The sequence below is a fragment of the Acinetobacter indicus genome, assembly GCF_009914475.1.
Taxonomy (GTDB): Bacteria; Pseudomonadota; Gammaproteobacteria; order Pseudomonadales; family Moraxellaceae; genus Acinetobacter; species Acinetobacter indicus.
Window position 1 is genome coordinate 2,952,086 of sequence record NZ_CP045198.1, and the last position, 23,232, is coordinate 2,975,317.

Below are 23,232 nucleotides of genomic sequence, written 5' to 3' on the forward strand. Positions count from 1 at the left end.
CAGGCCGCTCCTTGCTGGAGCGGATGTGAGAGAGACTACGGATTCATTGGAACATAAATATGAAAGCTTATACCGTTGAACAGGGTATCGTTGCACCTTTAGACCGTGCCAATGTCGATACCGATTTAATTATTCCAAAACAGTTCTTGAAATCAATCAAACGTACCGGTTTCGGTGACAACCTGTTTGATGAATTGCGTTATTTAGATGAAGGCTATCCGGGTCAGGACAATTCAACCCGTCCTAAAAACCCAGATTTCGTCTTGAACCAGCCGCGTTATCAGGGCGCCAGCATTTTAATTTCACGTGCCAACTTTGGTTGCGGTTCCAGCCGTGAGCATGCGCCGTGGGCTTTAAGTGAATACGGCTTGCGTACAGTCATTGCCCCAAGTTTTGCGGATATCTTCTTTAATAACTGCTTTAAAAACGGCATGTTACCGGTGATTTTAACCGAAGCGCAGGTTGATCAGCTATTTAAGGAATGTGCAGCCAATGAAGGTTATCAGTTAACTATTGACCTTGAAGCACAGGAAGTCCGTACGCCAAACGGTGAAGCATTCAAGTTTGAAGTTGATCCATTCCGTAAGCATTGCCTGTTAAACGGTCTGGATGATATTGGTTTGACCTTGCAAGATGCCGATGATATTCGCGCGTATGAGGAGAAAACCAAAGCCGCGCGTCCGTGGGTGTTTGCGGAAATTCAAGCTTAAGTTATTTCGTAAATAGGCATAGCACGGGCGTCGAACTCTTGTTAACATTCAAGGCATAATAATTTAAATATTCTGCTTTTTGATGAGGTTGGGCTCGGGCTATGTTGAAGGTTTTTCGTCGGCTTGCTGTATTGGGGGGAGTGGCTACGCTGTTAACAGCATGTCAAACCTGGGATACAGCACGTCTAAAACAGGTAAAAGAGACACAGGCATCCCAATCCAATGCACGTATTTATTGTTCAGGTACCGAGCATTGCGAGTTTGAACGCTTGAACCGGGTCATGATCATGGATGCTGAAAGTCAGCGTCTGAGTCGTGAAGCCATCAAGCAGGGATTGGTGCGCTTGCAGGCAGATTCACTACGACAGCCTAATCCGCTATATCTGTCGGTTCCGGCCAAACAGCATGAAGTGGTGATCCGGTTCTATCCGATTTCCCGTGATCAGGCCGAAACCTTGCACGTCATTCATCAGTTTAAGCCGCGTCAAACGTACACTTTTAAAATGTACCGTGACCGCAGCAAGCATAAAGGCAGTCTGCTGAATGTTTCGGCGCCAGAGCCGCTGTGTGTGGATCTTTTACAAAACCAGAAAATTATTCGACGTTTCTGCAAACCTTATAATGTCTTACATGGACTGGGGGAATTTGTGGAACAGAAAATTTAGTCTCCACAGTCGTTGACTGCTACAGGAAATGGAAAAACTCATGTCAAAACATATTTTGATTCTTGCCGGTGACGGTATTGGCCCAGAAATCGTCACAGCAGCGGAGCAGGTGCTTACGCGTGTTAATGAAAAGTTCAATCTGGGCTTGACGTGGGAACAGGGATTGTTAGGTGGTGCCGCGATTGATGCGCATGGTTCACCTTATCCGGATGTGACGTCTGAACAGGCGAAAAAAGCCGATGCTTTATTGCTCGGTGCAGTTGGTGGTCCAAAATGGGATACGATTGAGCGTTCGATCCGCCCGGAACGTGGCCTGTTAAAATTACGTAGCGAATTAAACCTGTTTGCTAACCTGCGTCCAGCGATTCTGTATCCGCAACTGGCTGATGCGTCTAGCTTAAAGCCGGAAATTGTATCGGGTCTGGATATCCTGATTGTACGTGAACTGACGGGTGGGATTTACTTTGGTCAGCCACGTGGTATTCGCGAGCTGGAAAATGGCGAGAAACAGGGCTTTAACACCGACGTCTATGCTGAATCAGAAATCAAGCGTATTGCCAAAGTGGCTTTTGAAATGGCCAAACTGCGTGGTGGTAAAGTCTGCTCGGTGGACAAAGCCAACGTGCTGGAAGTGACTGAGCTGTGGAAGCAGACCGTGACCCAGCTACATGCTGAACAATATCCAGAAATCAACCTGTCCCACATGTATGTCGACAATGCTGCAATGCAATTGGTACGTGCGCCAAAACAGTTTGATGTACTGGTAACCGGTAACCTGTTTGGTGACATCCTGTCTGATGAAGCAGCAATGCTGACCGGTTCTATCGGTATGTTGCCATCAGCGTCGCTAGATGAAAATGGCAAAGGTATGTATGAGCCATGTCATGGTTCAGCACCAGACATCGCTGGCCAGAACATTGCCAACCCGTTGGCGACCATCTTGTCTGTGGCAATGATGCTGCGTTATACCTTCCGTGAAGAAGCTGCCGCGAAAGCGATTGAAGATGCAGTGGGCAATGTGCTTGATCAAGGTTTACGTACGGCTGACATCATGTCTGAAGGCATGAATAAAGTGGGTACTCAGGAAATGGGTCAGGCTGTGGTTGCGGCATTGGGCTAAGTCTCGACAGCAAATCAAAAAACGCAGCTGCAGGCTGCGTTTTTTTATGGCTATTGAATAGCTAGGTCTAGATTCAGCGCTTAACAGGTGCGACCGGTATAGTGTACAGAGTGGGCAATATTCTGTTCCAGCCGGAACACAATCTGGCAGTGCAGGTTAACATCATAGCTGTTGGCTGGGCCAATGGGCGCTGGAATATGGGCTGGACCGGTGGCCGGGGCATTCGCTACAGGAATCGGAATGCTGATTGGGCGTATAACGGTGTAGGTGAGCGCCTGTGGGCTGATTTGTGGTGAACTGACCTGTTCGTAACCGAGCAGGCTTAAATCGAGCTGCTGGCGAATCTGCTGGCTGGACTGGCCGACAAATTGGGCCAGATAGGCATCACGTTCAGCTCGGGTACTGGACGGCGTGGTTACACAAGCGGAGAGACTGAACGCGAGGAGCGCCAAAGCAACGGAGCGAGAGACAAACATGCGCGATCTCCATTGAATAAAACTTCATTCTAGGCAAGGACAGCCTAAAAATATGTGTATATTCGATAAGCGGCAGATCTCGACGCCATTCTTGGCTGTTACACAGCATCAGCAGCCAATAAAAAAGCCACTGTTGAAGGTGGCTTTTTGCTTGCGCTAAAACTTAGCGTGCACGATAGGTAATACGACCTTTCGTTAAGTCATAAGGCGTCATTTCAACTTTCACGCTGTCGCCAGTTAAAATGCGAATATAGTGCTTGCGCATTTTACCTGAAATATGGGCAATCACCTCGTGACCGTTTTCTAAACGTACACGGAACATAGTATTAGGAAGCGTTTCGGTGACAACGCCTTCGAACTCGATGAGTTCCTCTTTATTGGCCATAGCCTACCTGATGATCAAATTGGAAAGGCGCAAATTATAGTCAATTTTTTTGAAAAAATCAAGGTGAAACCCGCCGCAGATGAATCATCTGTCAGTAAAATAAGCGAACAAAACATTTAAATTTTTTCTACAAAAAAACGTGGTGGATGGTTGTCAGTTTGGTCAATCACAGTTAATCTAAAATCAATCTTTTTAAGTATAAATGAAGAACATACAAGGAAGGTCTTTGCGTGGGTCAGCTAACTGATGCATCGGTTGTATTGCGATTAGGCTACCAAGCGATTCGTCGTGCCGGTTTGCCAACCGAAGAAATATTAACAAAAGCAGGTGTCGCACTTAATCAGGTTGAGGCCAATGATCGTACGCCTTTGGGCGCGCAGTATGCGTTTTGGGTGGCGGCGGAAGAAGTCAGCCGTGACCCGGATATTGGTTTGCATCTGGGTGAACATTTGCCGCTCTATCGTGGTCAGGTGATTGAGCATCTGTTTATTTCTTCGGAAAATTTTGGTGAAGGTTTAAAACGGGCACTGGCCTATCAGCGTTTAATCAGTGATGCCTTTGATGCCAAACTGGTGATTGAAGATGACCGCTGTTATTTAACCAATGGTCAACAGCCGTGGGCTGACAATATTGTCAATCGTCACTTTTCTGAATGTGCCATGTCGGGCATTTTGCGTTTCTTCAAGTTTATTACCGAAGGCAAATTCCAGCCGCTGTATATCGACTTTAATTTCCAGCAGGGCGCTGCCGATGATGAATATTTCCGGGTCTATGAGTGCCCGGTCAGTCTGGGGCAGAATGAAACACGACTGTATTTCGATCCCTCTATTTTAGAATATCCGCTGTGGCAGGCCGAGCCGGAGCTGTTGCAGTTACATGAGCAGCTGGCGCTGGAGAAGCTGCAGGAACTGGCGCGTTATGATCTGGTCGGTGAAGTACGCCGGGCGATTGGGTCGACCCTGGAAAGTGGGGAAACCACATTGGAAACCGTGGCAGCGCAGCTGAATATCACGCCGCGTCGTTTACGCACCCAGCTGAGTGAGGCCAATACCAGTTTCCAGCAGATTCTCTCGGATTATCGTTGCCGTCTGGCTAAAAAACTGCTGGCCAATACCAATGAAAGCGTGGAGCGGATTGTGTATCTGACCGGATTTTCTGAACCGAGCACCTTTTACCGGGCTTTTAAACGCTGGACCAATGAAACACCGGTCGAGTACCGGAAACGTAAACAGCGTTAAGCATCTCCGCAGTCCCCCTTGATTAAAGGGGGATTTTTTAGAGTTGCCGCTTGATGCAAGGGTGACTTTCGTTTTTAAAGCTTGGAGTGGCAAGAATGAAACCACTCCCTGAGTAAAAGGGGGGGGCGGAATACAATTATTCCGGCATATTCAGCCAATGCGGACCTAAAGGCACTTGAGGCAAGTCAAACTGCTCTGGATAGTGCGCCTGGATAAAGTACAGGCCATCGGGTGGGGCGGTAATGCCAGCCGCTTTACGATCCTGTGCGGCAAAAATTGTATCAATATGGTCAATATCATACATACCTTGGCCAATTTCCAGCAGACAGCCCATGATATTCCGCACCATATGATGCAGGAAACCATCGGCCTGAATATCGAGCACCAAATAATGCCCATGACGGATCAGGCGGCAATGGCTGACGGTACGGACCGGCTGATTGGACTGACAGGCTGCGGCACGAAAACTTTCAAAATTATGCGTGCCTTCAAACTTTTGCGCGGCAGCAATCATCTTGTCGACATCCAGCGCATAGTAGGCATGGGTGACCTGTTTATGCAGCAGGGCCGGGCGCTGTGGATGGTTATAGACCACATAACGGTAGCGGCGCGCACAGGCCTTAAAGCGGGCATGAAAATCCATGTCCATAGCCTTAATCCACTGAATGGCAATGTCTTTGGGTAGCTGGCTATTGGCTCCCATCAGCCAGCCGCGTTCAGGGCGAATGGCTGCCGTGTCGAAATGTGCCACCATATTGGTGGCATGCACGCCGGCATCGGTACGGCCAGCGCCATGCAGGATAATCGGTTCATCGGCAATTTTGGAGAGGACCTTTTCCAGCGTTTCCTGCACGCTCGGGACGCCTGGTTGCTGGGTTTGCCAGCCCCGGTAGCGAATACCACAAAATTCAATCCCGACCGCAAAACGTTGCATATTCACCTCAAATTGGCCTTAGTCATACCAATGCTGTTGCCATTGTTCTCTGCGCGGGTATTGTAAATACATTTTTAATGCTTTTGCATACAGATCTGCATGTCCAAAGCCATCATTGACTAAAATTTTACTGTTCTGGATCCAGCTGCTGATCGCATAACGCTGATCCAATGGGCCAAATGGCACTTGGGTGGTCAGAATCACGGCACAATCTTGCGTCTGTAAGGACTGTAGCAACGTCAGGAGTGTTTCATTTACAGCCAGATTACCAGTACCAAAGCCTTGTAAAATCAGGCAATGCGGTGGCTGCTGGGCGATCAGTTTCAAATTGGCGAGCTGCTGCTCTAAACCAATCGGCTGCATCATCACACTCATGCAGTTGAAATGCTGTGCTTTGTCCAGATCTGCAGCCTGTACCAAGTAGGCGGCTTGTTCTTTTTGATGTAAAGCACTGCTGGCGGCCTGACCCTGAAAAGCATCTAATTCAGTGGTGTGGCATTTTAAGGCGCTGCGACCATGGAAACATTGATGATGAAACGCCAGATACACGCCAACCGGCAATTGCAGCACCGATTCCAGGGCGAAATTCAGGTTATCCAGCGCATCGCTGAAGTCACGGGTGTTCTGTCCATCTATGGTCAGCAGTGGATACTGGCTGCCAGTCAGCACTACATGTGCAGACTGCGCGATAAAGTGTGCCAGCACGGCACTGGCATAGCTTAAAGTATCGGTGCCATGAATGACGACAAAATGCTGAAACTGTTGTAACTGCAGCTGCTGGATAAACTGCACCAGACGTAACCAGTCGGTCGCGGTACAGCGGCTGCTGTCCTGAATCACCGGCGCCACAAAACATTCTACCGATAGATGCAGCGGTAGCACATGACGCAGCTGGGGAAGAAACTGCTTTGCAGGCATGGGGCTGAGTGGCTCGCCGACACAGCCAAAGGTACCGCCCATATAAATTAATGCAATTTTTTTCATCATAAAAAAAGCAGCCAAGGATGACTGCTTTATCTTAGTGAGATTTACTTTAAGAAGCTATTTGATTGAGTAACTGCGTGGCGTGTTGCTGCTGTGCTGCAGAATAGTTTGCTTCTTTTTCTGCCAGCAGGGCACGGGCCGCATCATAGGCACCCAGCTCAATATATTGCTGAGCCAGCTCCAGATTCAGCTGGATTTCATTGACTTCGGCCAGTTCCGGGAAGGACTGAATCAGTGGATCATGCGGATCAACCGCGGTTGCCGCCACGGCAGCCATAGCGGGTTCTTCAACCATTGGTGCTTCAGGCGTTGCTGGTGTCGCTTCAATGGTTGGTGCGCTATCTAGGTCAAACTGGAACAGCGGTGCAGTGTCTGCTGGTGCGGTAACCGCAGGTTCTACCGGCTGTTCAGCCACCGGTGTAGGACTGATCGAGAAATCAAAACTAAATTCTGATTTTTCTTCCGCAGGTGGGGTGGTGACAGCTGGTGTGGTCGCAGGTGTGGCTTCAGTTGCAGTCTTTTCCAGCTCAAACGAGAAATCCAGTGCCTGAGGTTCTTGTGCAGCCGGAGTCACTGGCTCAACCGGTGTTACCGGTGCAGCCACTTGGGTGCTGGCAGCCGAGTCAAAAGACAGATTAAATTCAAGAGGCTGAACCTCTTCTGTTTTTGCTGGCGCAGGGGTGTTAACAGGCGCAGCCGGAGTGCTTGGGGTAAATTCCAGATCCAGTGCTGGCAGTTCCTCTGTTTTTGCTTCGGCAGGCGTTTCAGTTTTGAGTGACTGTTGTAGCTGGTCAAATGACGTGCTGGCTGTGCTTGAACTGCTGGATTGAATCAGGGCATCAAAATCTGCGGTAGTTTGGGCTTTTTCAGCAGGTGTGGCTTGAACTGCTACAGGCGTTGCTGGGGTAAATTCAATAAGTTCTTCTTTGGCCTGCGGGGCTTTTTGCGCATCTACCTTGGCATTGGCCTGAGCCAGAATATCTTCCAGTCCCAGGTTCTTCAGATGATCCAGCAATTGGCGGGTGGCAAATTCATCTTTTTGGGTCAGATGCACATCCAGTAACAGCAGATACAGCTCATGCAACGACGGGTCGCGTTTCAGGGCCTGATTAATCTGCGCTTCGGCCGAGAAAAAGTTACGGTCACGAATCTGGGTTTCAATGGTCTGGCGTAAATCTGCCGGAAGTGGTGTGCTTCCTTGTGGTTCGGCAACAGGCTCGGCCACTACAGTGCTTTTAACCGTAGTTTTTTTCGTAGTGGTGCTTTTTTTGGCCTTGGTTTTACTGGCTGCAGCCGGTTTTTTTGCTGCTGGTTCGGATTCTTTATTGGCTTCACGCTTTTTTAACACCAGCGCGATGACCAGTAACAAAATAAATGGAATCACATAAATCAGCATGTTGCTACCCCTTAGGCAGAGAGGAATAAACCATCTCTCCTGAAAAAATCATGTTGAGTAATACGTTAGAGTTTTGGCTTATTTTCGGCTTGTTGCTTTTTCAACTGTTGTTGCAATTCAGCAAGACGCGCATTGAGTAATTGAATTCTTTGATCCTTCTGACTTAATGCCAATTCTAACTGTGTTACGTTTCTCTGTAATTTAACGGTTTTCTCACGCGCTGTCATAACTTTTAGTGACAACTCTTCTGAGGTTTGCGCGCTTTGTGTGTTCTTTTTGGCAGAACCTTGGGCAGAATCTTGCTGATTTTCTGCCACCAGACTCATTTCGGCCTGACTGATCCGGTATTTGGCCTTGCCAGACTGGCGTGAAGGCTGGGTTGCCGGGATTGGCACGGTCTTTTTCGCGGCTTTTTGCCCGCTGCTGACGGCCTGTAAATTCAAGGTTGCACCGCGGCGTAAACGGTTGGCATCGCCCTGAATAAAGGCATGTTCATTGTGGGCTTTAATCTGCTGCATCACTTCGCCGACCGGCTGCTGGTTCTCTGCGGCAATACGTGAGGCAATTGCCCATAGCGATTCATTGGATTGCACCACATGCCGTGCTGTGGTTGATGCTGGCGCAGATGGAGCAGGTGCTTTGGGTGCTGTAACCGGTGCCGGCTTTGCCGGTGCTTGCTGTTGCTGCGCTTTTAACTGCTCGGCATATTTCTTGACCAGTGGGTCTGCTGAAACCGGAGCAGCTGTATTTACGGCAGCTGTGTTGCCCGCGTTATGTGTAGAGGCCGGTTGAGCTGATGTCGCCGAAGTCGATGGCGTAACCGCTGACACAGGGCTTGCAGCCGGCTGTGCTGCTGCGCTGACAGCTGGTGTGGTTGATGGACTTAAAGCCGGTGGCGGGCTGGCTTGAATCGCTAGGGGTGCTTCTACACTGCGCGTGGTGCTGGCAGATGCCGTGGCTGTGGTATAGGCGGTACTGGTCGGCAAGTTTAAGGCAATGTCCCGTTCATTCACGACCATGACCGGTGTTAGTGGCTGCTCTTTCGGTTGCAACTGCGCGCGTTGTTCTGCCAGGGTACTACGTTTTAGTGAGGTTTTAATATGCTGTAAACGCGTGGCCGAGCCTTCACGAATTTTGACCACAATATTCAGTTCGGTATCGGTCAGTGGCCGAGAAGAGGTAATGGTAATCACTCCGTTGCCAGCACCGTCACGTCGGGTAAAGAAATTTAAATGACCCGGTGGACGATGGCTGGCACCAATGGCCATCAAATCTTCTGCCGAGGCCAGACTGACTTCAATTGGCGCATTGACATTGGACTGACGGAAGTTCATTTCAGCATACAGCAATTCCCCAGGTGCTGACTGAATCTGAACAGGATCGACATTAATCGCATGAATATGTTGTGAGGCAAGAATAGCTAAAATCGCGATCTTTAATTTGTTATATACGGTCATCTTAATCGTTAGCTCGGTCATTTATCGCATAGCGAAAAGAATAGATTAGCGAGTTGTAAGTCGATTGTAAAATATTTACAGGCTAGTTACATAAAAAGCCGATCTTTTCAGATCGGCTTTTTGTAATTTACTTTTGCTTAAAAGGCTTACGCGTTTTTGTAGTCAATTAAGATGCGTAGCATACGGCGTAACGGTTCTGCCGCACCCCACAGTAACTGGTCACCGACGGTGAACGCGCCCAGGTATTCCTTACCCATGTTCAGCTTGCGTAAACGGCCCACAGGAACAGTTAAGGTACCGGTTACTGCAACAGGCGTTAAATCTGTCATTGAGGCTTCACGGGTATTTGGTACCACTTTCGACCAGTCATTGGCACTGGCGATGATATCTTCGATTTCATCCAGAGGTACATCTTTACGCAGTTTCAGGGTAAGGGCCTGAGAGTGACAACGCATGGCACCAATACGGACACAGTGACCATCAATTGGTACGATTTGCTGGTTGCCTAAAATCTTGTTGGTTTCAGACTGACCTTTCCATTCTTCTTTCGACTGGCCATTTTCCAGCTGTTTGTCGATATATGGAATTAAAGAACCGGCAAGCGGTACACCGAAGTTGGCTGACGGGAAACCTTCGCCACGTTGCAGTTCAGCAATTTTAGAGTCGATGTCCAGAATTGGAGAGCGTGGGTCATCCAGCAGTTCTTTGGTGTTGTTATACAGGTAGCCCATACCGGTGATCAGTTCACGCATGTTTTGTGCGCCTGCACCCGAAGCTGCCTGATAAGTCATCGAGGTTGCCCATTCCACCAGATTGTTCTGGAACAGACCGCCTAAGCCCATCAACATGAGTGAAACCGTACAGTTACCGCCCACAAATGTTTTGGTGCCTTTCACCAGACCGTCTTTAATCACGTTCATGTTCACCGGATCAAGTACGATAATCGCTTCATCATCCATACGCAGGGTAGATGCTGCATCAATCCAGTAACCGTTCCAGCCTTCAGCTTTCAGTTTCGGGAACACGTCTGAGGTATAGTCGCCACCTTGACAGGTAATAATGACATCCATTTGCTTCAGACTGTTAATGTCCGTTGCATCCATAAGTGCTGGGGCAGTTTTACCGCCAAACGCTGGTGCTTCACCACCGGCATTACTGGTAGAGAAATAAAATGGCTCAAAATGAGCAAAATCATTCTCTTCAACCATACGTTGCATAAGGACGGAACCTACCATCCCGCGCCAACCGACCAGACCTACTTTCATGTCACTTTGCCTCGGTGCGTAAAAAAACAAAAAGGAGTATGAGTGTATCAAAAGGGGACACAACTGCAAGCTCTACATAATCAAAACATCATTATTATTGAGTGAAATAACTTGTTTGTGTTACATACAAAATTGATAACGTTAGATTTCTATTTAAAAAAAACGAGAAAAATGAACTTTCTAAGTAGGTGCATATGATTTGGGTGGAAATGCTGGCCATTTTCGTCATCTGGATCAGCTTCTGGTCGCTGATTCCGCGGGATGAATGGTGGTTTCGAGGTGCCGATTTTCCCAGATTACAGGTTCTGGTGCTGGGGATTGTGGCCTTTGTGCTGATGCTGCTGTGGGATGCTGCCTGGGATACGCCGCGCTATGTGATTTTAACCGGTCTGATTGCCGCCCTGGCGTACCAGCTGAAAATGGTGCTGCCTTATACCTTTATCTGGAAAAAGCAGGTTAAAAAGGTTAAGCCGGAGCAGCTGAACCCTGATCAGCAAATTTCGTTAATGGTCTCCAATGTGCTGACCACCAACCAGAAATATCACCTGCTCATTGCTGAAATCCGGAAATACCAGCCCGATTTGGTACTGACACTGGAAACCGATACGGTCTGGCAGCAGCAGCTGGCGGTGATTGAGCCGGATTATCCTTATCGCGTGCCGGTGCCGCTGGACAATTTATATGGCATGCATCTCTATAGCCGCCTGCCCTTAAAAGAAACCGAAGTGAAATTTATCCTTAGTGATGAAATTCCGTCAATTCATACCACAGTGATCCTGCGTTCAGGCCAGCCGGTGCAGCTGTATTGTCTGCATCCGAAACCGCCGAGTCCGACTGAAGCCAAAGATTCGACCCTGCGTGATGCCGAGCTATTAATTGTCGGCGATCAGATTAAAGATCTGGATGAAAGCTGTATTGTGATGGGCGACCTGAATGATGTGGCCTGGTCACGCACCACCCGCCTGTTTCAGCGCATCAGTGGCCTGCTGGACCCGCGCGTCGGCCGGCATTATGTCAATACTTTCCATGCCGATTATCCCTTATTGCGCTGGTCGCTGGACCATGTGTTTCACAGTACCGATTTTGCCCTGGTGGAGATGAAGCGTTTGCCACATATGGGCTCAGATCATTTTCCGGTCTATGTGGTGTTACAGACCGGTCGGGTGTTTGAGCACATTCAGGAAGAGCTGGAACAGACTGAAGCCGATGAAGAAGAAGCGCAGGAGGCGATTCAGGAGGGTATTGAAAAAGCCGAGCGGGAAGAAAAAATCGTGACCGATGATTTGGCTCAGGATTATAAGCAGGGCAGCAAGACGCCATGAAATTTGAGGAAAAGTGTAAGAAATGGCTTACACAGATTTAGGCCGATGGCCAATAGCTGAAACCGAGCAAGCTGCGTATTCTAAGCATATCGGCAGATGGAGTTGGGAAAGGAGAGTCCCGTTAAGGAAGTTGAAGCCGGTGGATTGTCATCATGGAGATGATGCAGGAATGGAAAGCCAGAGATAACAACAAAAAAGTTTTGAAAGCACAACCTCATAAGCCCGAGTTTTGCAGGATGCAGAACTCGGGTTTAACTTTATGGGCTGTCGTGTCCTGGTATTTTGATCAGCATATGGTATTTGACTCGCAGAAAGATTGGCTTAATACAGCTGTATTGCTTAGTACAGCTGCTCATAGCCTTGTGGACGGGTCTTAAAACGGCGATGAAACCACATATATTGAGTCGGCGCGATGCGCAGCTGACGTTCAATAATCAAATTAACACGCGTCGCATCATCGACTTCATCCTCACTTGGTAAACGCTCAACCGGTGGCTCAATCAAGACATGATATTTCGGATTTTTAAGATCACCATGGCGGTAGAAATACAGCGGAATTGCGGCGGCTTTGGTCATTTTCAGTAAACGACGATGCGCAGTCACGGTGGCTGCCGGCACGCCAAAGAATGGCGCCATTACGCCTTGTTTCAGGCCAAAATCCTGATCCGGACTGTACCAGATGGCATGGCCATTTTTCAGGTTACGTACCAGACCACGCATATCATCATGGTCAATCTGATGGGCATAAATGGTGGCCCGGCAGCGGTAAATCAGCATATCTAACAGCGGATTGTTCTGCGGACGATAGACCACATCGGGTTCAAAATACTGGGCACATAAATAGCCGCCGGCATCAAGCAGGGTCGAGTGGGTGCCCAGCAACAAGACGCCTTTGCCTTCCGCTTGCGCCTGCTGAATATATTCCAGACCTTCAATACTGACCCGGCCCTGGAACCATTTCGGGCTATACCAGGCATTTAGGGTTTCAAATACGCCAATCATCTGGTCAACAAAAACCTGGCGCGCGTTGTCCTGCACCTCTTGCGCAGACCATTCCGGAAAGCAAAGCTCCAGATTGCGGACAGTGGTTTTACGGCGTGAATGCAGATAGCGAAACGCCAGCTGGCCCAGCCACTGGCCTAAACGGTACTGAATGGCCCACGGCAAGATTGCCAAAATCATCAGGAAGATAATACCGATCCAGATGCTCCAGTATTTCGGTAGCAGAAAGGACCATTGAAATTCACCAGGTTGATAATCTTGCGGTTGCGGCATAGTGACGTTTTAAAATGAAGGTTAAATGCAGTGTAGCATGAACGATTTTGAAGATAAAAAGCATCTGCCGCTGTCCGGCAGATGCTGCGGAACGGGTGAATTAACCGCCTTTGCTCATATTTTCCAGCTCATCCCAGCGTTCCAGTTTTTCCAGCAGGATTTCTTCAATTTCTGCCAGACGCTGCGAAGCCTGGGTTGCAGCTTCGGCATCGGATACAAACCAGGAACCATCAGCCAGTTTTTCTGACAGTGCAGCCTGTTCTGTTTCCAGCGCTTCAATTTCAGCCGGCAGCTGGTCCAGCTCACGCTGATCTTTATAGCTGAGTTTCTTTTTCACAGGCGCCGGAGCAGCTTCTACTTTTGCTGCTTCTGCCTTGGCCTGGGCCTTTTTCACCGCCATTTTCTGGTCAACCACGGTTTGATCCGGACGCTGCTGTAAATAGTCCTGATAGCCGCCGACATATTCTTCAATATGGCCTTTGCCATCAAACACCCAGGTCGAGGTAACCACGTTGTCCATAAAGGCACGGTCATGCGAAATTAGCAGCAAGGTGCCTTTGTATTCAGCCAGCATTTCTTCCAGCAGTTCCAGCGTGACCATATCCAGATCGTTAGTCGGCTCATCCATCACAATTAAATTGGATGGTTTCAGCAAGAGTTTGGCCAGTAGCACGCGGTTACGTTCACCGCCGGACAAGGCTTTGACCGGGGTACGCGCACGTTCCGGGTTAAACAGGAAATCTTGCAGATAGCTGTAGATATGACGGCGCTGTCCATTGACATCAACAAAGTCAGAACCTTCAGAAACGTTGTCCTTGACCGATTTTTCCAAATCCAGCTGGTTACGCAGCTGATCAAAATAGGCAATTTCCAGTTGGGTGCCAATTTTAACGGTACCGCTGTGTTCCACTTCATCCAAAATGGCTTTAATCAGGGTGGTTTTACCGACCCCGTTATCTCCGACCAGACCAATCCGGTCGCCACGCATGACAATGGCCGAGAAGTCTTTGATTAGCGGCTTGCCATCATAGCTGACGCCCAGATGCTCAATATCAAAGACCAGTTTGCCTGAACGCGCAGCTTCCTGTACGCCCATGTTGACTTTGCCTTGCTGGAAGCGACGCGCTTTGGATTCTTCGCGTAAGGCTTTCAGGGCACGAACACGACCTTCGTTGCGGGTACGACGCGCTTTAATACCCTGACGGATCCAGGCTTCTTCTTCGGCCAGTTTTTTCTCAAACAGGGCATTCTGTTTTTCTTCTGCTTCCAGCTGCTGGGCTTTGAGATCCAGATAGCGTGAATAGTTGCCTTCATAACTGCGCAGAATCCCGCGATCCAGTTCGACAATACGGGTTGCCAGACTGTCGACAAAGGTCCGGTCGTGCGAAATAAACAATAAGGTCAGGTTGTTCTGATCGAGCAGGAATTTTTCCAGCCATTCGATACTTTCAACATCTAAATGGTTAGTCGGCTCATCCAGTAACAGGATGTCCGGTTGGGTCAGCAGGGCACGGGCCAGCAGCACGCGGCGTTTACGGCCACCGGAAAGATCTGCCAGATCGGCATTCGGGTCCAGCCCCATTTTGCTTAAAATAGAGTTGACCTTGTTTTCCAGTGCCCAGCCATCAAGCTGATCCAGTTTGTGTTGCAGTTCACCCATGCGCTCGCAGGCGGCCATATCGCCCAGTACGCAGGCATCATTGGCGGCATGATAGGCACGCAGGACCTCTGCTGCTTCACCGGCACCATCGGCGACAATATCGGCAACCTTGCCCGAATCCATCGGGACATCCTGGGTGAGCATGGACACGGTTAAGCCATTTTGAATCGAGACTTCACCGGCATCGGGCAGTAAGCTTCCTTCAATCAGTTTAAGTAAGGTAGACTTACCTTCACCATTACGGCCGATCAAACACACTCGTTCGCCACGTTCAAGAGTAAAGTTCGCGCCGTCGAGCAGGGCGGGTCCACCAAACGCGAGTTGGACATCCCTTAGGGTAATATAGGCCATAGTGTTTCCTGAAAAATCTCAAATGAGGATTTAAAATGACTAAACAACAAAATCTAAATGATCAGGCGTCATTTTCCGCACCCATTGAAGATTTGCAAGTCCGAATTGCATTTTTAGATGATTTAGTTGAACAGCTGAATGAGCAGGTGACTAAACAGAATCTGGAAATTGCCGACCTCAAGAAACAAATGCAGCTGCTTTATCAACGGGTTGAGTCAGCTGACCTGTCTGAAGGCATTGCTCCCTTCGATCCGCTGACCAATATTCCGCCGCATTATTAATCTGTCAATTGCTAGAACATTCCGCACAATCTATTGATAAACCCGCAGCCTGAATGCGGGTTTATTTTAAGGTATCCATATAAAGAAGATACTGGTAGATCGGTTTAGCTCCAGCCGCTTTTGAGGCAGCGATCACAGCGCCACAATAAAAAAATTTGACCTTTATCTCACTTCCGGCTCTAATGCCCACTTTCGGCTCTCAGATCCTTTATTTTTTGTCATGACCCAGAAAGTTGTACTTTTAGATCTTGAACAGAATATGCCTACGGCACAACTGCTGCGCGATATTCTGCAGCATTATTCGACACTCTACCTGTTTAACTGTGCCGGACGCTTTGAGTACGCGCTGGATGACCTGACTGAACTGGCCAGCTGGATGAGCAGCGCTCAGGTGGTGGTACTGGACACCCCGGAAGCACCGCATAAAGAGTTTGAATATGCCGTGGTGGTCGGGCAGTTAATGGCATTACTTGAGCCAGATAGCCATGTCGAAATTATTTCGGCCCAGGACAGCAGCGATATTCTGGTGCAGATGCTACAGGCCTCGAATATCAGTGCCCATCTGATTTTGATTCAGCCAGAAGATGCGGCACAGCCACTTCATACGCCAAAATACAGCTTGCCGAGCATTGCCACCATCCAGCAAAAACCGTATTTGCAACTGGTCAAAAAATATTGCGATGCTCTGGCAAAAATGAGCGGTAAACCGAATACGGTCGAGAAGCTGAAAAACTCTCTCTGCAATATTTTGCAGGTGGTGCCGGAAAAAGCCCAGCGTCTGGTCGGTTTGTTAATTAATCTGAAAATTATCAAGCGTTATGATGAGCAAATTGCCTTTCGCAAGAAGGTGCTGAAACAGTGGATTCAGCTGGATTTAAATGCCTCTGCTGAAAAAACACCGGTGGCCAGCAGTCTGGATCAGGCCTTAAAACAGTTACAGTCGACAGAAAGCGGAGCTGCTCCTGTTATTGAACAGGACTCTGTCGCCGCGCCGATTCAAAGTGCGCAGCAGCCGCTGTTTAAAAACTTTGACCAGATTGATCCGGTACAGCTGGAAGTGGCGCGTAAACTGCGCGAACTGAAAGCCGATAAACCCAAAGATATTTATGCCTTGCGTGACCTGTTAGAACAGATGTTTCCCCAGTCCGACGTGCGGTTATTGCTCAAGGAACTGCTGGAAAAAGGCTATATCTACTGGAACGGGCATGAAGTGGTCTATAGCCACGAAATGTTCCTGAATTAATTTTATCGTGCAAACTTGCGTTTTATATGGCGCTTATGCAACTCTAATAAAAGAACATAAAGGTTGAGCTATGGAAAATACTGGAATTTGGGTGGCACTGGCCATCATCATTTTTGTGCTGGGCTCGATTTTTGGTTTGCGTGTCAGTCCAAGAGAAAAAGCCCTCGGCCTGATGCGTGAAAAAGCCCGCAAGATGGGCCTGCATCCGCGTCTGGTGGCTGCGCCGGACTGGACCAAAATTCCGATGGCCACAGAAAGCCGTGCCAGTATGGTGGCCTATTATAGCGTATTGATTCCAGAGGCCCGCTTGCCGTTAATGCGCGCCCGGGTGGTCGATCAGCAGCTTGAACTGGTGCATGGTGAGGAAAAATTTAATCATACACCCGTTGCATTAAAGGGCATTTATGCTATTGATATGCAGGCAAACTGTGTAGGACTCTATTGGGATGAAGAAGCTGATCTGAAAGCCACCCAACTGGATGACATCAAGGCATATTTACATTCTTTGGCTGAACTTTAATTTAAAACATTTTCACAGGAACTACGGTTAACTATGGCGAACGCTCCTCGCTCCACATCGAAAAGCACTACAGCAAAATCTGCCGATGGCGCTAAGCGTGCCTTGGTGATTGTGGAGTCGCCTGCAAAAGCGAAAACAATCAACAAATACCTCGGTTCGAATTACATTGTAAAGTCGTCGGTCGGTCACGTGCGTGATTTGCCTACAGGCGCCAGTAAAAGTACAGAAAAGAAAACCACCACACGTGCCAAACTGACCGAAGCACAAAAAGCAGAAAAAGCTCAGCAGGCCTTGGTCAACCGCATGGGGGTAGACCCGGAGCATGGCTGGAAAGCCCAGTATGAAGTGCTACCGGGCAAGGAAAATGTTGTTGCTGAATTGAAAAAACTGGCATCGCAGGTCGATGAAGTCTATCTGGCAACGGATTTGGACCGTGAAGGGGAAGCCATTGCCTGGCATTTAAAAGAAGTCATTGGCGGTGATGATGCGCGTTATCAGCGTGTGGTATTTAACGAAATTACCAAAAATGCCATTCAGGAAGCCTTTAAGCATCCGGCACGTCTAGACACCAATAAAGTCAATGCGCAGCAGGCGCGCCGTTTCCTGGACCGTGTGGTTGGCTTTATGATTTCGCCATTGCTGTGGGAAAAAATTGCCCGTGGTCTGTCAGCCGGTCGTGTCCAGTCAGTAGCCGTCAAACTGGTGGTAGAGCGTGAACGTGAAATTCGTGCCTTCATTCCGGAAGAATACTGGCAGGTATTTGCCGATACCAAATCTGCACAAGATGATATTCGTCTGGAAGCAGTCAAGCAAAATGGCAAGACCTTAAAGCTGCGTAACAAGGCTGAAACCGATGCCTTGCTGAACCTGATTAAAGATGCAGATTATACGGTGGCTGCACGTGAAGACAAGCCAACCAAGGTGAATCCGAGTGCGCCATATATCACATCAACGCTGCAACAGGCGGCCAGTACCCGTCTAGGTTTCTCGGTCAAGAAAACCATGATGTTGGCACAGCGTCTGTATGAAGCCGGTTTTATTACCTATATGCGTACCGACTCGACGTTCCTGAGTGATGACGCCGTGAATATGGTGCGTACGCATATTGAATCCGAGTATGGCCAAAAATATTTACCGGCCAAGCCAAACCGCTACGGCAACAAAGCCGGCGCGCAAGAGGCTCACGAAGCGATTCGTCCATCCAATGTCGGTCTGAAAGGCGACAGCCTGGCTGGTGTCGAGCGTGATGCCCAGCGTTTATACGATTTAATCTGGCGTCAGTTTGTGGCCTGTCAGATGACTCCGGCCGAGTATTTATCATCGACCATTCTGGTCAATGCCAATGGGGTAGAACTGAAAGCCAAAGGCCGTACCCTGGTCTTTGATGGTTTTACCAAAGTACGTGGTCAGAACAAGTCTGATGATGATGTATTGCTGCCTGCAGTGAAAGTCGGCGAAGTGCTGAAACTGCAAAAGCTGGACCCATCACAACACTTTACCAAGCCGCCTGCACGTTTTACCGAAGCCTCGCTGGTGAAAGAACTGGAAAAACGTGGCATTGGCCGCCCATCGACCTATGCGGCGATTATTTCTACCATTCAGGACCGTGGTTATGTCAAGCTGGAAAACCGCCGCCTGTTTGCGGAAAAGATGGGTGAAATTGTCACCGACCGTCTGGATGAAAGCTTTAACAACCTGATGAACTACGACTTTACCGCGGACTTAGAAGGTCAGCTGGATAAAGTGGCCGATGGTGAACGCAACTGGAAAGATCTGCTCGACAGCTTCTATGGTGATTTTAAAACCCGTTTGACCAATGCACAGGGCGAACAGGGCATGCGCCGTAACCTGCCGGTGGAAGTGGATGCCGTGCATTGTCCGGAATGCGAACGTCCAATGCAGATTCGTACCGGCACTACCGGGGTATTCCTGGGCTGTTCCGGTTATAACCTGCCGCCAAAAGAACGCTGTAAGGGCACTTTGAATTTAACACCTGTTGAATCTCTGGCAGCCCTGTCAGATGATGACAGTGCTGAAACCGCCGACCTGATGTCGAAAAAACGCTGCCCGATTTGCGAAACCGCAATGGATAGCTACGTGATTGATGGTGGCCGTAAACTGCATATTTGCGGTAATAACCCGGACTGCGCCGGTTTTGAGCTGGAAGAAGGCGAGTTCAAGATTAAAGGCTATGATGGCCCGACCATTCCATGTGATAAATGTGATGGCGAAATGCAGCTGAAAACTGGCCGTTTTGGTCCATACTTTGCCTGCACCAGCTGTGACAATACTCGTAAAGTCTTGAAAAACGGTCAGCCTGCGCCGCCGCGTGTCGACCCCATCAAGATGGAACATTTACGCTCGACCAAGCACGATGACTTCTTTGTCCTGCGTGATGGCGCTGCCGGTCTATTCCTGGCGGCCAGCAAGTTCCCGAAAGTGCGTGAAACCCGTGCACCGAAGGTGGCGGAACTGCGTACGGTTGCTGACCAGCTTGATCCAAAATATCAATTCATTTTGCAAGCACCCGATGTAGACCCAGAAGGCAACCCGACTCTGGTGAAATTCAGCCGTAAAAATCAGGCGCAATATATTGGCTCTGAAACCCCTGAAGGCAAGCAGACCAAATGGAGTCTGGTATATCAGGATGGCAAATGGGTTGAAGCCTAAAAGCTAAAAATAAAAAATGCCGACATCAGTCGGCATTTTTTATGTCAAAATCAACTCCACAATAAATTTGAATAATAAGCGCTTGGGGAACCGGTGGATATCCAAACAAAAAAATTTGCGGTGTTAATTGATGCCGATAACTCTTCGATTCACGCTATTGCTTCGGTGCTTGAAGAAGTGGCCAAATATGGCATTGCCAGCGTGAAACGGGTCTATGGGGACTGGAGCAGTGAAACCCTGAAAAAGTGGCGTGATGTGCTGTTGCCGCATGCCATTACCCCGGTACAGCAGTTTGCCTATACCAAAGGCAAAGATGCCACCGACATGATCCTGATTATTGATGCCATGGATTTGCTCTATGCCGGAGCGCTGGATGGTTTCTGTATTGTGTCCAGTGACAGTGACTTTACTCCGCTGGCCTCGCGGATTCGTGAAAATGGCCTGAGTGTTTATGGTTTTGGCAAAAAATCGACCCCGGAAGCATTTAAAAAAGCCTGTGATAAATTTATTTATATTGAAAACCTGATCTCTGAAAATGAACTGAAAAATGCCGAAGAAGATGAAATCAGCCCGGTTCAGGACAAAAAGAACCTAGAAAGTGCAAAAAATTCCGAGCTAAAATCCAGCACTGCGCCGAAAGAAAACCCGGCTGCGGAGATGATGGATCGCGCCACACTGAATCTGATTTATAAAGCAGTCAAAGACAATGCCGATGAAAATGGCTGGGCCAATCTGGGTATGGTTGGGCAATATATCAGCGCGGTAAAACCGGATTTTGATTCCAGAAACTATGGCCGGGCCAAGCTTTCCGGACTCATTAAAACTCTGAATCTGTTTGAAACCAAAATTGAAATGAGTCAGATGTATCTGAGAAAACTCAAAAAACAGAGCGCTTAAGCCGATGTGGAAAAAGATTCGTATCCTGATCCTGTTGCTGATTCTTTTCATTGTGGCGGTAAATGCCTATCGTGACCAGAATCAGGACTGGAATAAACCAGTGCGGGTGCTCTTGCATCCGGTGAATGCTGATGGACAGGACAGCACGCAGCTTTATATCCAGCAGCTGTCTAACAGCAGTTTTCAAACGGTGCAGCAGTATTTGCAGCAGGCCGCAGCACAGTATCGCCAGCAACCGGTATATTTTTATCTGCAGCTTGGCCGGGAACTGAAACAGTTGCCGCCACAGGTACCGGAACAGGCTTCTTTACTCGATAGCATCATCTGGAGTCTCAAGTTCCGGTTTTATGCCTGGCGTCAGCATCAGTCAGTTGATGGCGCACCGCATGTGACCCTGTATTTAAACTATTATGATCCAGCTCATCAAAAAGCTTTAAAACATTCTACCGCGCTGGAAAAAGGCCGGATTGGTTCGGTTAACCTGTTTGCCGCCGAGCGTCAGAACCAGCAGAATCATGTGGTACTGGCACATGAATTACTGCATGCTTTTGGCGCCCGTGATAAATATGATCTGGCCACCGGACTGCCGATTTATCCGCTGGGTTATGCCAACCCGCAGCAACAGCCACGCTATCCACAGCAGAAAGCTGAGTTAATGGGCGGGCATATTCCGCTAAGTAGCAGCACCAGCAAAATGCCGGACAGCCTGCAATACACCGTCATTAATGACCTGACCGCTGCGGAAATTGGCTGGCTACGCTAATATGCGGATAAGTCAACACTTATCCACAATGGACACCCACGCTGGGGATAAACCACATGCCACTTCGTTTTGTGATTGCACCAGATTCCTTTAAAGAAAGCCTGAGCGCAGTACAGGCCGCCCAGGCCATGCAGCGCGGAATCTTGCGGCAGTTTCCGGATGCAATCTGTCGCTTGGTACCGCTGGCCGATGGCGGTGAAGGCACCGTCGATGCCCTGTTAAATGCATGTACCGGGCAGAAAGTTTCGTGTCGGGTACGCGGTCCTTTGCCGCAGCAACAGGTTGAAAGCTACTTTGCCCTGATTGACGACGGCAAAACTGCAGTCATTGAAATGGCCAAGGCCAATGGTATTCATCTTATTCCGTTGGCGCAGCGCAATCCGGCGCTTACTTCTACTTATGGCACTGGCGAGATGATCCGCCAGGCGCTGGATCTGGGCGTGTCTAAAATCGTGATTGGACTGGGCGGCAGTGTCACCAATGATGCCGGCAGTGGAATGGCGCAGGCGTTGGGGGTGAAATTTTTAGATCAGGTTGGCCTGGAGGTGCAACCTTGTGGCGGCAATTTAAAGCAGATCTGCGAGATTGACCTTAGTGCTTTGGATGCCCGTTTGGCAACCACCGAGATGCTGATTGCCAGCGATGTCAATAATCCGCTCTGTGGGGAATATGGTGCCTCGGCCATTTTTGGACCGCAAAAAGGTGCCACACCGGAGCTGGTCAAAATTCTCGATCAGAACTTGGGTTATTTTGCCAATCTGGTTGAAACAACGCTCGGGGTTAATGTGCAACATCAGGCCGGGGCCGGTGCAGCGGGTGGACTGGGCTTTGGCTTGCTTGCTTTTGCACGCGCAAAAATTCAGTCAGGTGTTGAACTGCTGATTCAGCAAACCGGGTTGACTGAAAAAATTACACAGGCCGATGTGGTCCTGACCGGCGAAGGGAAAATTGATCGGCAGACCTTCATGGGTAAAACCCCATTTGGTGTGGCACAGGTTGCGAAAGGCTTGAATAAACCGGTCTATGCGTTTGCAGGAATGATCGGTGAAGGCATTGAGCCACTGCTAGAGGCGGGATTTACACAGATTATTGGCATTAATCTACCTGATATTTCAGTAGAAGATGCGATTCGAAATGCGGAAAATAATTTAACCGACAGCGTCGAAAATGTCATGCGATCGCTAAAGAAAGCGTGATAAACCCAGATGCCAATAGGGTTTAAAAAAATGATAAATAGGGAAATTATGAAAAAGATCATCTTGGTTTTGATATTAAGCTGCATCACCGTACACAGTTTTGCAAAATCGGCCTACCGCGAAAATATGCAAAATTATCTCAGGAAAAATCCTGTACAGCAGTACTCACAGCCGAGAGTACTGTCTTTTCATTTTGATGAGATGCATCTGAGTGTTTTAAAAAATCTGCTGGCAATTGAAAAGAAGGTCACGCTGATTGTGGATTCAGATGTCGATATGAATCATCAATTTCCCCTTCATTTACGCAATTCGAACTTTTTTGAATTTTTGGACGTAACGACCAGACAGCTGGGGCTGCAATACGAAGTACTCAATTCGAAAACGATCCGGGTTTACAAATAGGCTAGTTTTTATGTTGATGGGA

At 48.6% G+C, this 23,232-nt stretch carries 22 protein-coding genes; 13 read left to right on the forward strand and 9 right to left on the reverse strand.

Annotated elements, in window-relative coordinates:
* The first annotated feature begins 59 nt into the window (after positions 1-59).
* The 3 genes from leuD (at position 60) to leuB (ending at position 2,495) form a co-directional block, all read left to right on the forward strand.
* Positions 60-710, forward strand: a complete 651-nt coding sequence (gene leuD, locus GA693_RS14460) for a 3-isopropylmalate dehydratase small subunit (RefSeq protein ID WP_005182049.1) — start codon at positions 60-62, stop codon at positions 708-710.
* 101 nt (positions 711-811) lie between these two features.
* Entirely contained in the window at positions 812-1,375 is a 564-nt protein-coding gene (locus GA693_RS14465) for a hypothetical protein (RefSeq protein WP_016659592.1), read from the forward strand.
* A gap of 40 nt (positions 1,376-1,415) precedes the next feature.
* Positions 1,416-2,495, forward strand: a complete 1,080-nt coding sequence (gene leuB, locus GA693_RS14470) for a 3-isopropylmalate dehydrogenase (protein ID WP_005182055.1) — start codon at positions 1,416-1,418, stop codon at positions 2,493-2,495.
* A gap of 80 nt (positions 2,496-2,575) precedes the next feature.
* On the opposite strand, the gene GA693_RS14475 is transcribed toward leuB, so the two are convergent.
* Complete coding sequence (locus GA693_RS14475) at positions 2,576-2,971, reverse strand: hypothetical protein (protein WP_127799033.1); 396 nt, start codon at positions 2,969-2,971, stop codon at positions 2,576-2,578.
* A 163-nt stretch (positions 2,972-3,134) separates the two neighbouring features.
* Entirely contained in the window at positions 3,135-3,356 is a 222-nt protein-coding gene (infA, locus tag GA693_RS14480) for a translation initiation factor IF-1 (protein WP_001284370.1), read from the reverse strand.
* A gap of 230 nt (positions 3,357-3,586) precedes the next feature.
* On the opposite strand from infA, the gene GA693_RS14485 reads away from it, so the two are divergent.
* Positions 3,587-4,594, forward strand: coding sequence for an AraC family transcriptional regulator (locus tag GA693_RS14485; protein ID WP_005182061.1), 1,008 nt, complete (start codon positions 3,587-3,589; stop codon positions 4,592-4,594).
* A 136-nt stretch (positions 4,595-4,730) separates the two neighbouring features.
* Here the strand turns inward: GA693_RS14485 and truA are convergent, their stop codons facing one another.
* The 5 genes from truA to asd form a co-directional block, all read right to left on the reverse strand.
* The gene (gene truA, locus GA693_RS14490; RefSeq protein ID WP_016659589.1) at positions 4,731-5,528 is read right to left on the reverse strand and encodes a tRNA pseudouridine(38-40) synthase TruA; all 798 of its coding nucleotides are present in this window, start codon (positions 5,526-5,528) and stop codon (positions 4,731-4,733) included.
* A gap of 18 nt (positions 5,529-5,546) precedes the next feature.
* Complete coding sequence (locus GA693_RS14495; protein WP_104472118.1) at positions 5,547-6,515, reverse strand: asparaginase domain-containing protein; 969 nt, start codon at positions 6,513-6,515, stop codon at positions 5,547-5,549.
* 46 nt (positions 6,516-6,561) lie between these two features.
* Positions 6,562-7,908, reverse strand: coding sequence for a fimbrial protein FimV (locus GA693_RS14500; RefSeq protein WP_160241641.1), 1,347 nt, complete (start codon positions 7,906-7,908; stop codon positions 6,562-6,564).
* A gap of 65 nt (positions 7,909-7,973) precedes the next feature.
* The gene (locus GA693_RS14505; protein ID WP_171502416.1) at positions 7,974-9,386 is read right to left on the reverse strand and encodes a type IV pilus assembly protein FimV; all 1,413 of its coding nucleotides are present in this window, start codon (positions 9,384-9,386) and stop codon (positions 7,974-7,976) included.
* A gap of 125 nt (positions 9,387-9,511) precedes the next feature.
* Entirely contained in the window at positions 9,512-10,630 is a 1,119-nt protein-coding gene (asd, locus tag GA693_RS14510; protein ID WP_005182074.1) for an aspartate-semialdehyde dehydrogenase, read from the reverse strand.
* A gap of 194 nt (positions 10,631-10,824) precedes the next feature.
* Between asd and GA693_RS14515 the strand changes: the two genes are divergently transcribed.
* The gene (locus GA693_RS14515) at positions 10,825-11,952 is read left to right on the forward strand and encodes an endonuclease/exonuclease/phosphatase family protein (RefSeq protein ID WP_016659584.1); all 1,128 of its coding nucleotides are present in this window, start codon (positions 10,825-10,827) and stop codon (positions 11,950-11,952) included.
* Positions 11,953-12,291: 339 nt separating this feature from the next.
* Here the strand turns inward: GA693_RS14515 and lpxL are convergent, their stop codons facing one another.
* On the reverse strand, positions 12,292-13,227 hold the full coding sequence (gene lpxL / locus GA693_RS14525) for an LpxL/LpxP family Kdo(2)-lipid IV(A) lauroyl/palmitoleoyl acyltransferase (protein WP_016659582.1): 936 nt from the start codon (positions 13,225-13,227) through the stop codon (positions 12,292-12,294).
* 100 nt (positions 13,228-13,327) lie between these two features.
* Entirely contained in the window at positions 13,328-15,238 is a 1,911-nt protein-coding gene (locus GA693_RS14530; protein WP_104487702.1) for an ATP-binding cassette domain-containing protein, read from the reverse strand.
* A gap of 35 nt (positions 15,239-15,273) precedes the next feature.
* On the opposite strand from GA693_RS14530, the gene GA693_RS14535 reads away from it, so the two are divergent.
* The 8 genes from GA693_RS14535 to GA693_RS14570 all read left to right on the forward strand — a co-directional run bounded on the left by GA693_RS14535 (position 15,274) and on the right by GA693_RS14570 (position 23,210).
* Complete coding sequence (locus GA693_RS14535) at positions 15,274-15,519, forward strand: SlyX family protein (protein WP_005182087.1); 246 nt, start codon at positions 15,274-15,276, stop codon at positions 15,517-15,519.
* Positions 15,520-15,739: 220 nt separating this feature from the next.
* Positions 15,740-16,762 carry a hypothetical protein gene (locus GA693_RS14540; RefSeq protein ID WP_160241639.1) on the forward strand — a complete coding sequence of 341 codons (1,023 nt, stop codon included), beginning with the start codon at positions 15,740-15,742 and terminating at the stop codon, positions 16,760-16,762.
* 70 nt (positions 16,763-16,832) lie between these two features.
* Positions 16,833-17,282 (forward strand): ammonium transporter, encoded by a 450-nt coding sequence (locus GA693_RS14545; RefSeq protein ID WP_005182089.1) that lies wholly within the window; start codon positions 16,833-16,835, stop codon positions 17,280-17,282.
* Positions 17,283-17,315: 33 nt separating this feature from the next.
* Entirely contained in the window at positions 17,316-19,952 is a 2,637-nt protein-coding gene (gene topA / locus GA693_RS14550; protein ID WP_005182090.1) for a type I DNA topoisomerase, read from the forward strand.
* A gap of 93 nt (positions 19,953-20,045) precedes the next feature.
* Complete coding sequence (locus tag GA693_RS14555; protein WP_160241638.1) at positions 20,046-20,849, forward strand: NYN domain-containing protein; 804 nt, start codon at positions 20,046-20,048, stop codon at positions 20,847-20,849.
* Positions 20,850-20,853: 4 nt separating this feature from the next.
* Positions 20,854-21,612 (forward strand): hypothetical protein, encoded by a 759-nt coding sequence (locus GA693_RS14560; protein ID WP_152342203.1) that lies wholly within the window; start codon positions 20,854-20,856, stop codon positions 21,610-21,612.
* A gap of 56 nt (positions 21,613-21,668) precedes the next feature.
* Entirely contained in the window at positions 21,669-22,808 is a 1,140-nt protein-coding gene (locus tag GA693_RS14565; protein ID WP_160241637.1) for a glycerate kinase family protein, read from the forward strand.
* Positions 22,809-22,856: 48 nt separating this feature from the next.
* Positions 22,857-23,210, forward strand: a complete 354-nt coding sequence (locus GA693_RS14570) for a hypothetical protein (RefSeq protein ID WP_160241636.1) — start codon at positions 22,857-22,859, stop codon at positions 23,208-23,210.
* The last annotated feature ends 22 nt before the right edge of the window (positions 23,211-23,232 follow it).

Bases quoted from the DNA above. Each gene is read 5' to 3' on its own strand.
- leuD (WP_005182049.1), top strand. From the start codon at position 60: ATGAAAGCTTATACCGTTGAACAGGGTATCGTTGCACCTTTAGACCGT.
- GA693_RS14465 (WP_016659592.1), top strand. From the start codon at position 812: ATGTTGAAGGTTTTTCGTCGGCTTGCTGTATTGGGGGGAGTGGCTACG.
- leuB (WP_005182055.1), top strand. From the start codon at position 1,416: ATGTCAAAACATATTTTGATTCTTGCCGGTGACGGTATTGGCCCAGAA.
- GA693_RS14475 (WP_127799033.1), bottom strand. From the start codon at position 2,971: ATGTTTGTCTCTCGCTCCGTTGCTTTGGCGCTCCTCGCGTTCAGTCTC.
- infA (WP_001284370.1), bottom strand. From the start codon at position 3,356: ATGGCCAATAAAGAGGAACTCATCGAGTTCGAAGGCGTTGTCACCGAA.
- truA (WP_016659589.1), bottom strand. From the start codon at position 5,528: ATGCAACGTTTTGCGGTCGGGATTGAATTTTGTGGTATTCGCTACCGG.
- GA693_RS14495 (WP_104472118.1), bottom strand. From the start codon at position 6,515: ATGATGAAAAAAATTGCATTAATTTATATGGGCGGTACCTTTGGCTGT.
- GA693_RS14500 (WP_160241641.1), bottom strand. From the start codon at position 7,908: ATGCTGATTTATGTGATTCCATTTATTTTGTTACTGGTCATCGCGCTG.
- GA693_RS14505 (WP_171502416.1), bottom strand. From the start codon at position 9,386: ATGACCGAGCTAACGATTAAGATGACCGTATATAACAAATTAAAGATC.
- asd (WP_005182074.1), bottom strand. From the start codon at position 10,630: ATGAAAGTAGGTCTGGTCGGTTGGCGCGGGATGGTAGGTTCCGTCCTT.
- GA693_RS14515 (WP_016659584.1), top strand. From the start codon at position 10,825: ATGATTTGGGTGGAAATGCTGGCCATTTTCGTCATCTGGATCAGCTTC.
- lpxL (WP_016659582.1), bottom strand. From the start codon at position 13,227: ATGCCGCAACCGCAAGATTATCAACCTGGTGAATTTCAATGGTCCTTT.
- GA693_RS14530 (WP_104487702.1), bottom strand. From the start codon at position 15,238: ATGGCCTATATTACCCTAAGGGATGTCCAACTCGCGTTTGGTGGACCC.
- GA693_RS14535 (WP_005182087.1), top strand. From the start codon at position 15,274: ATGACTAAACAACAAAATCTAAATGATCAGGCGTCATTTTCCGCACCC.
- GA693_RS14540 (WP_160241639.1), top strand. From the start codon at position 15,740: ATGACCCAGAAAGTTGTACTTTTAGATCTTGAACAGAATATGCCTACG.
- GA693_RS14545 (WP_005182089.1), top strand. From the start codon at position 16,833: ATGGAAAATACTGGAATTTGGGTGGCACTGGCCATCATCATTTTTGTG.
- topA (WP_005182090.1), top strand. From the start codon at position 17,316: ATGGCGAACGCTCCTCGCTCCACATCGAAAAGCACTACAGCAAAATCT.
- GA693_RS14560 (WP_152342203.1), top strand. From the start codon at position 20,854: ATGTGGAAAAAGATTCGTATCCTGATCCTGTTGCTGATTCTTTTCATT.
- GA693_RS14565 (WP_160241637.1), top strand. From the start codon at position 21,669: ATGCCACTTCGTTTTGTGATTGCACCAGATTCCTTTAAAGAAAGCCTG.
- GA693_RS14570 (WP_160241636.1), top strand. From the start codon at position 22,857: ATGAAAAAGATCATCTTGGTTTTGATATTAAGCTGCATCACCGTACAC.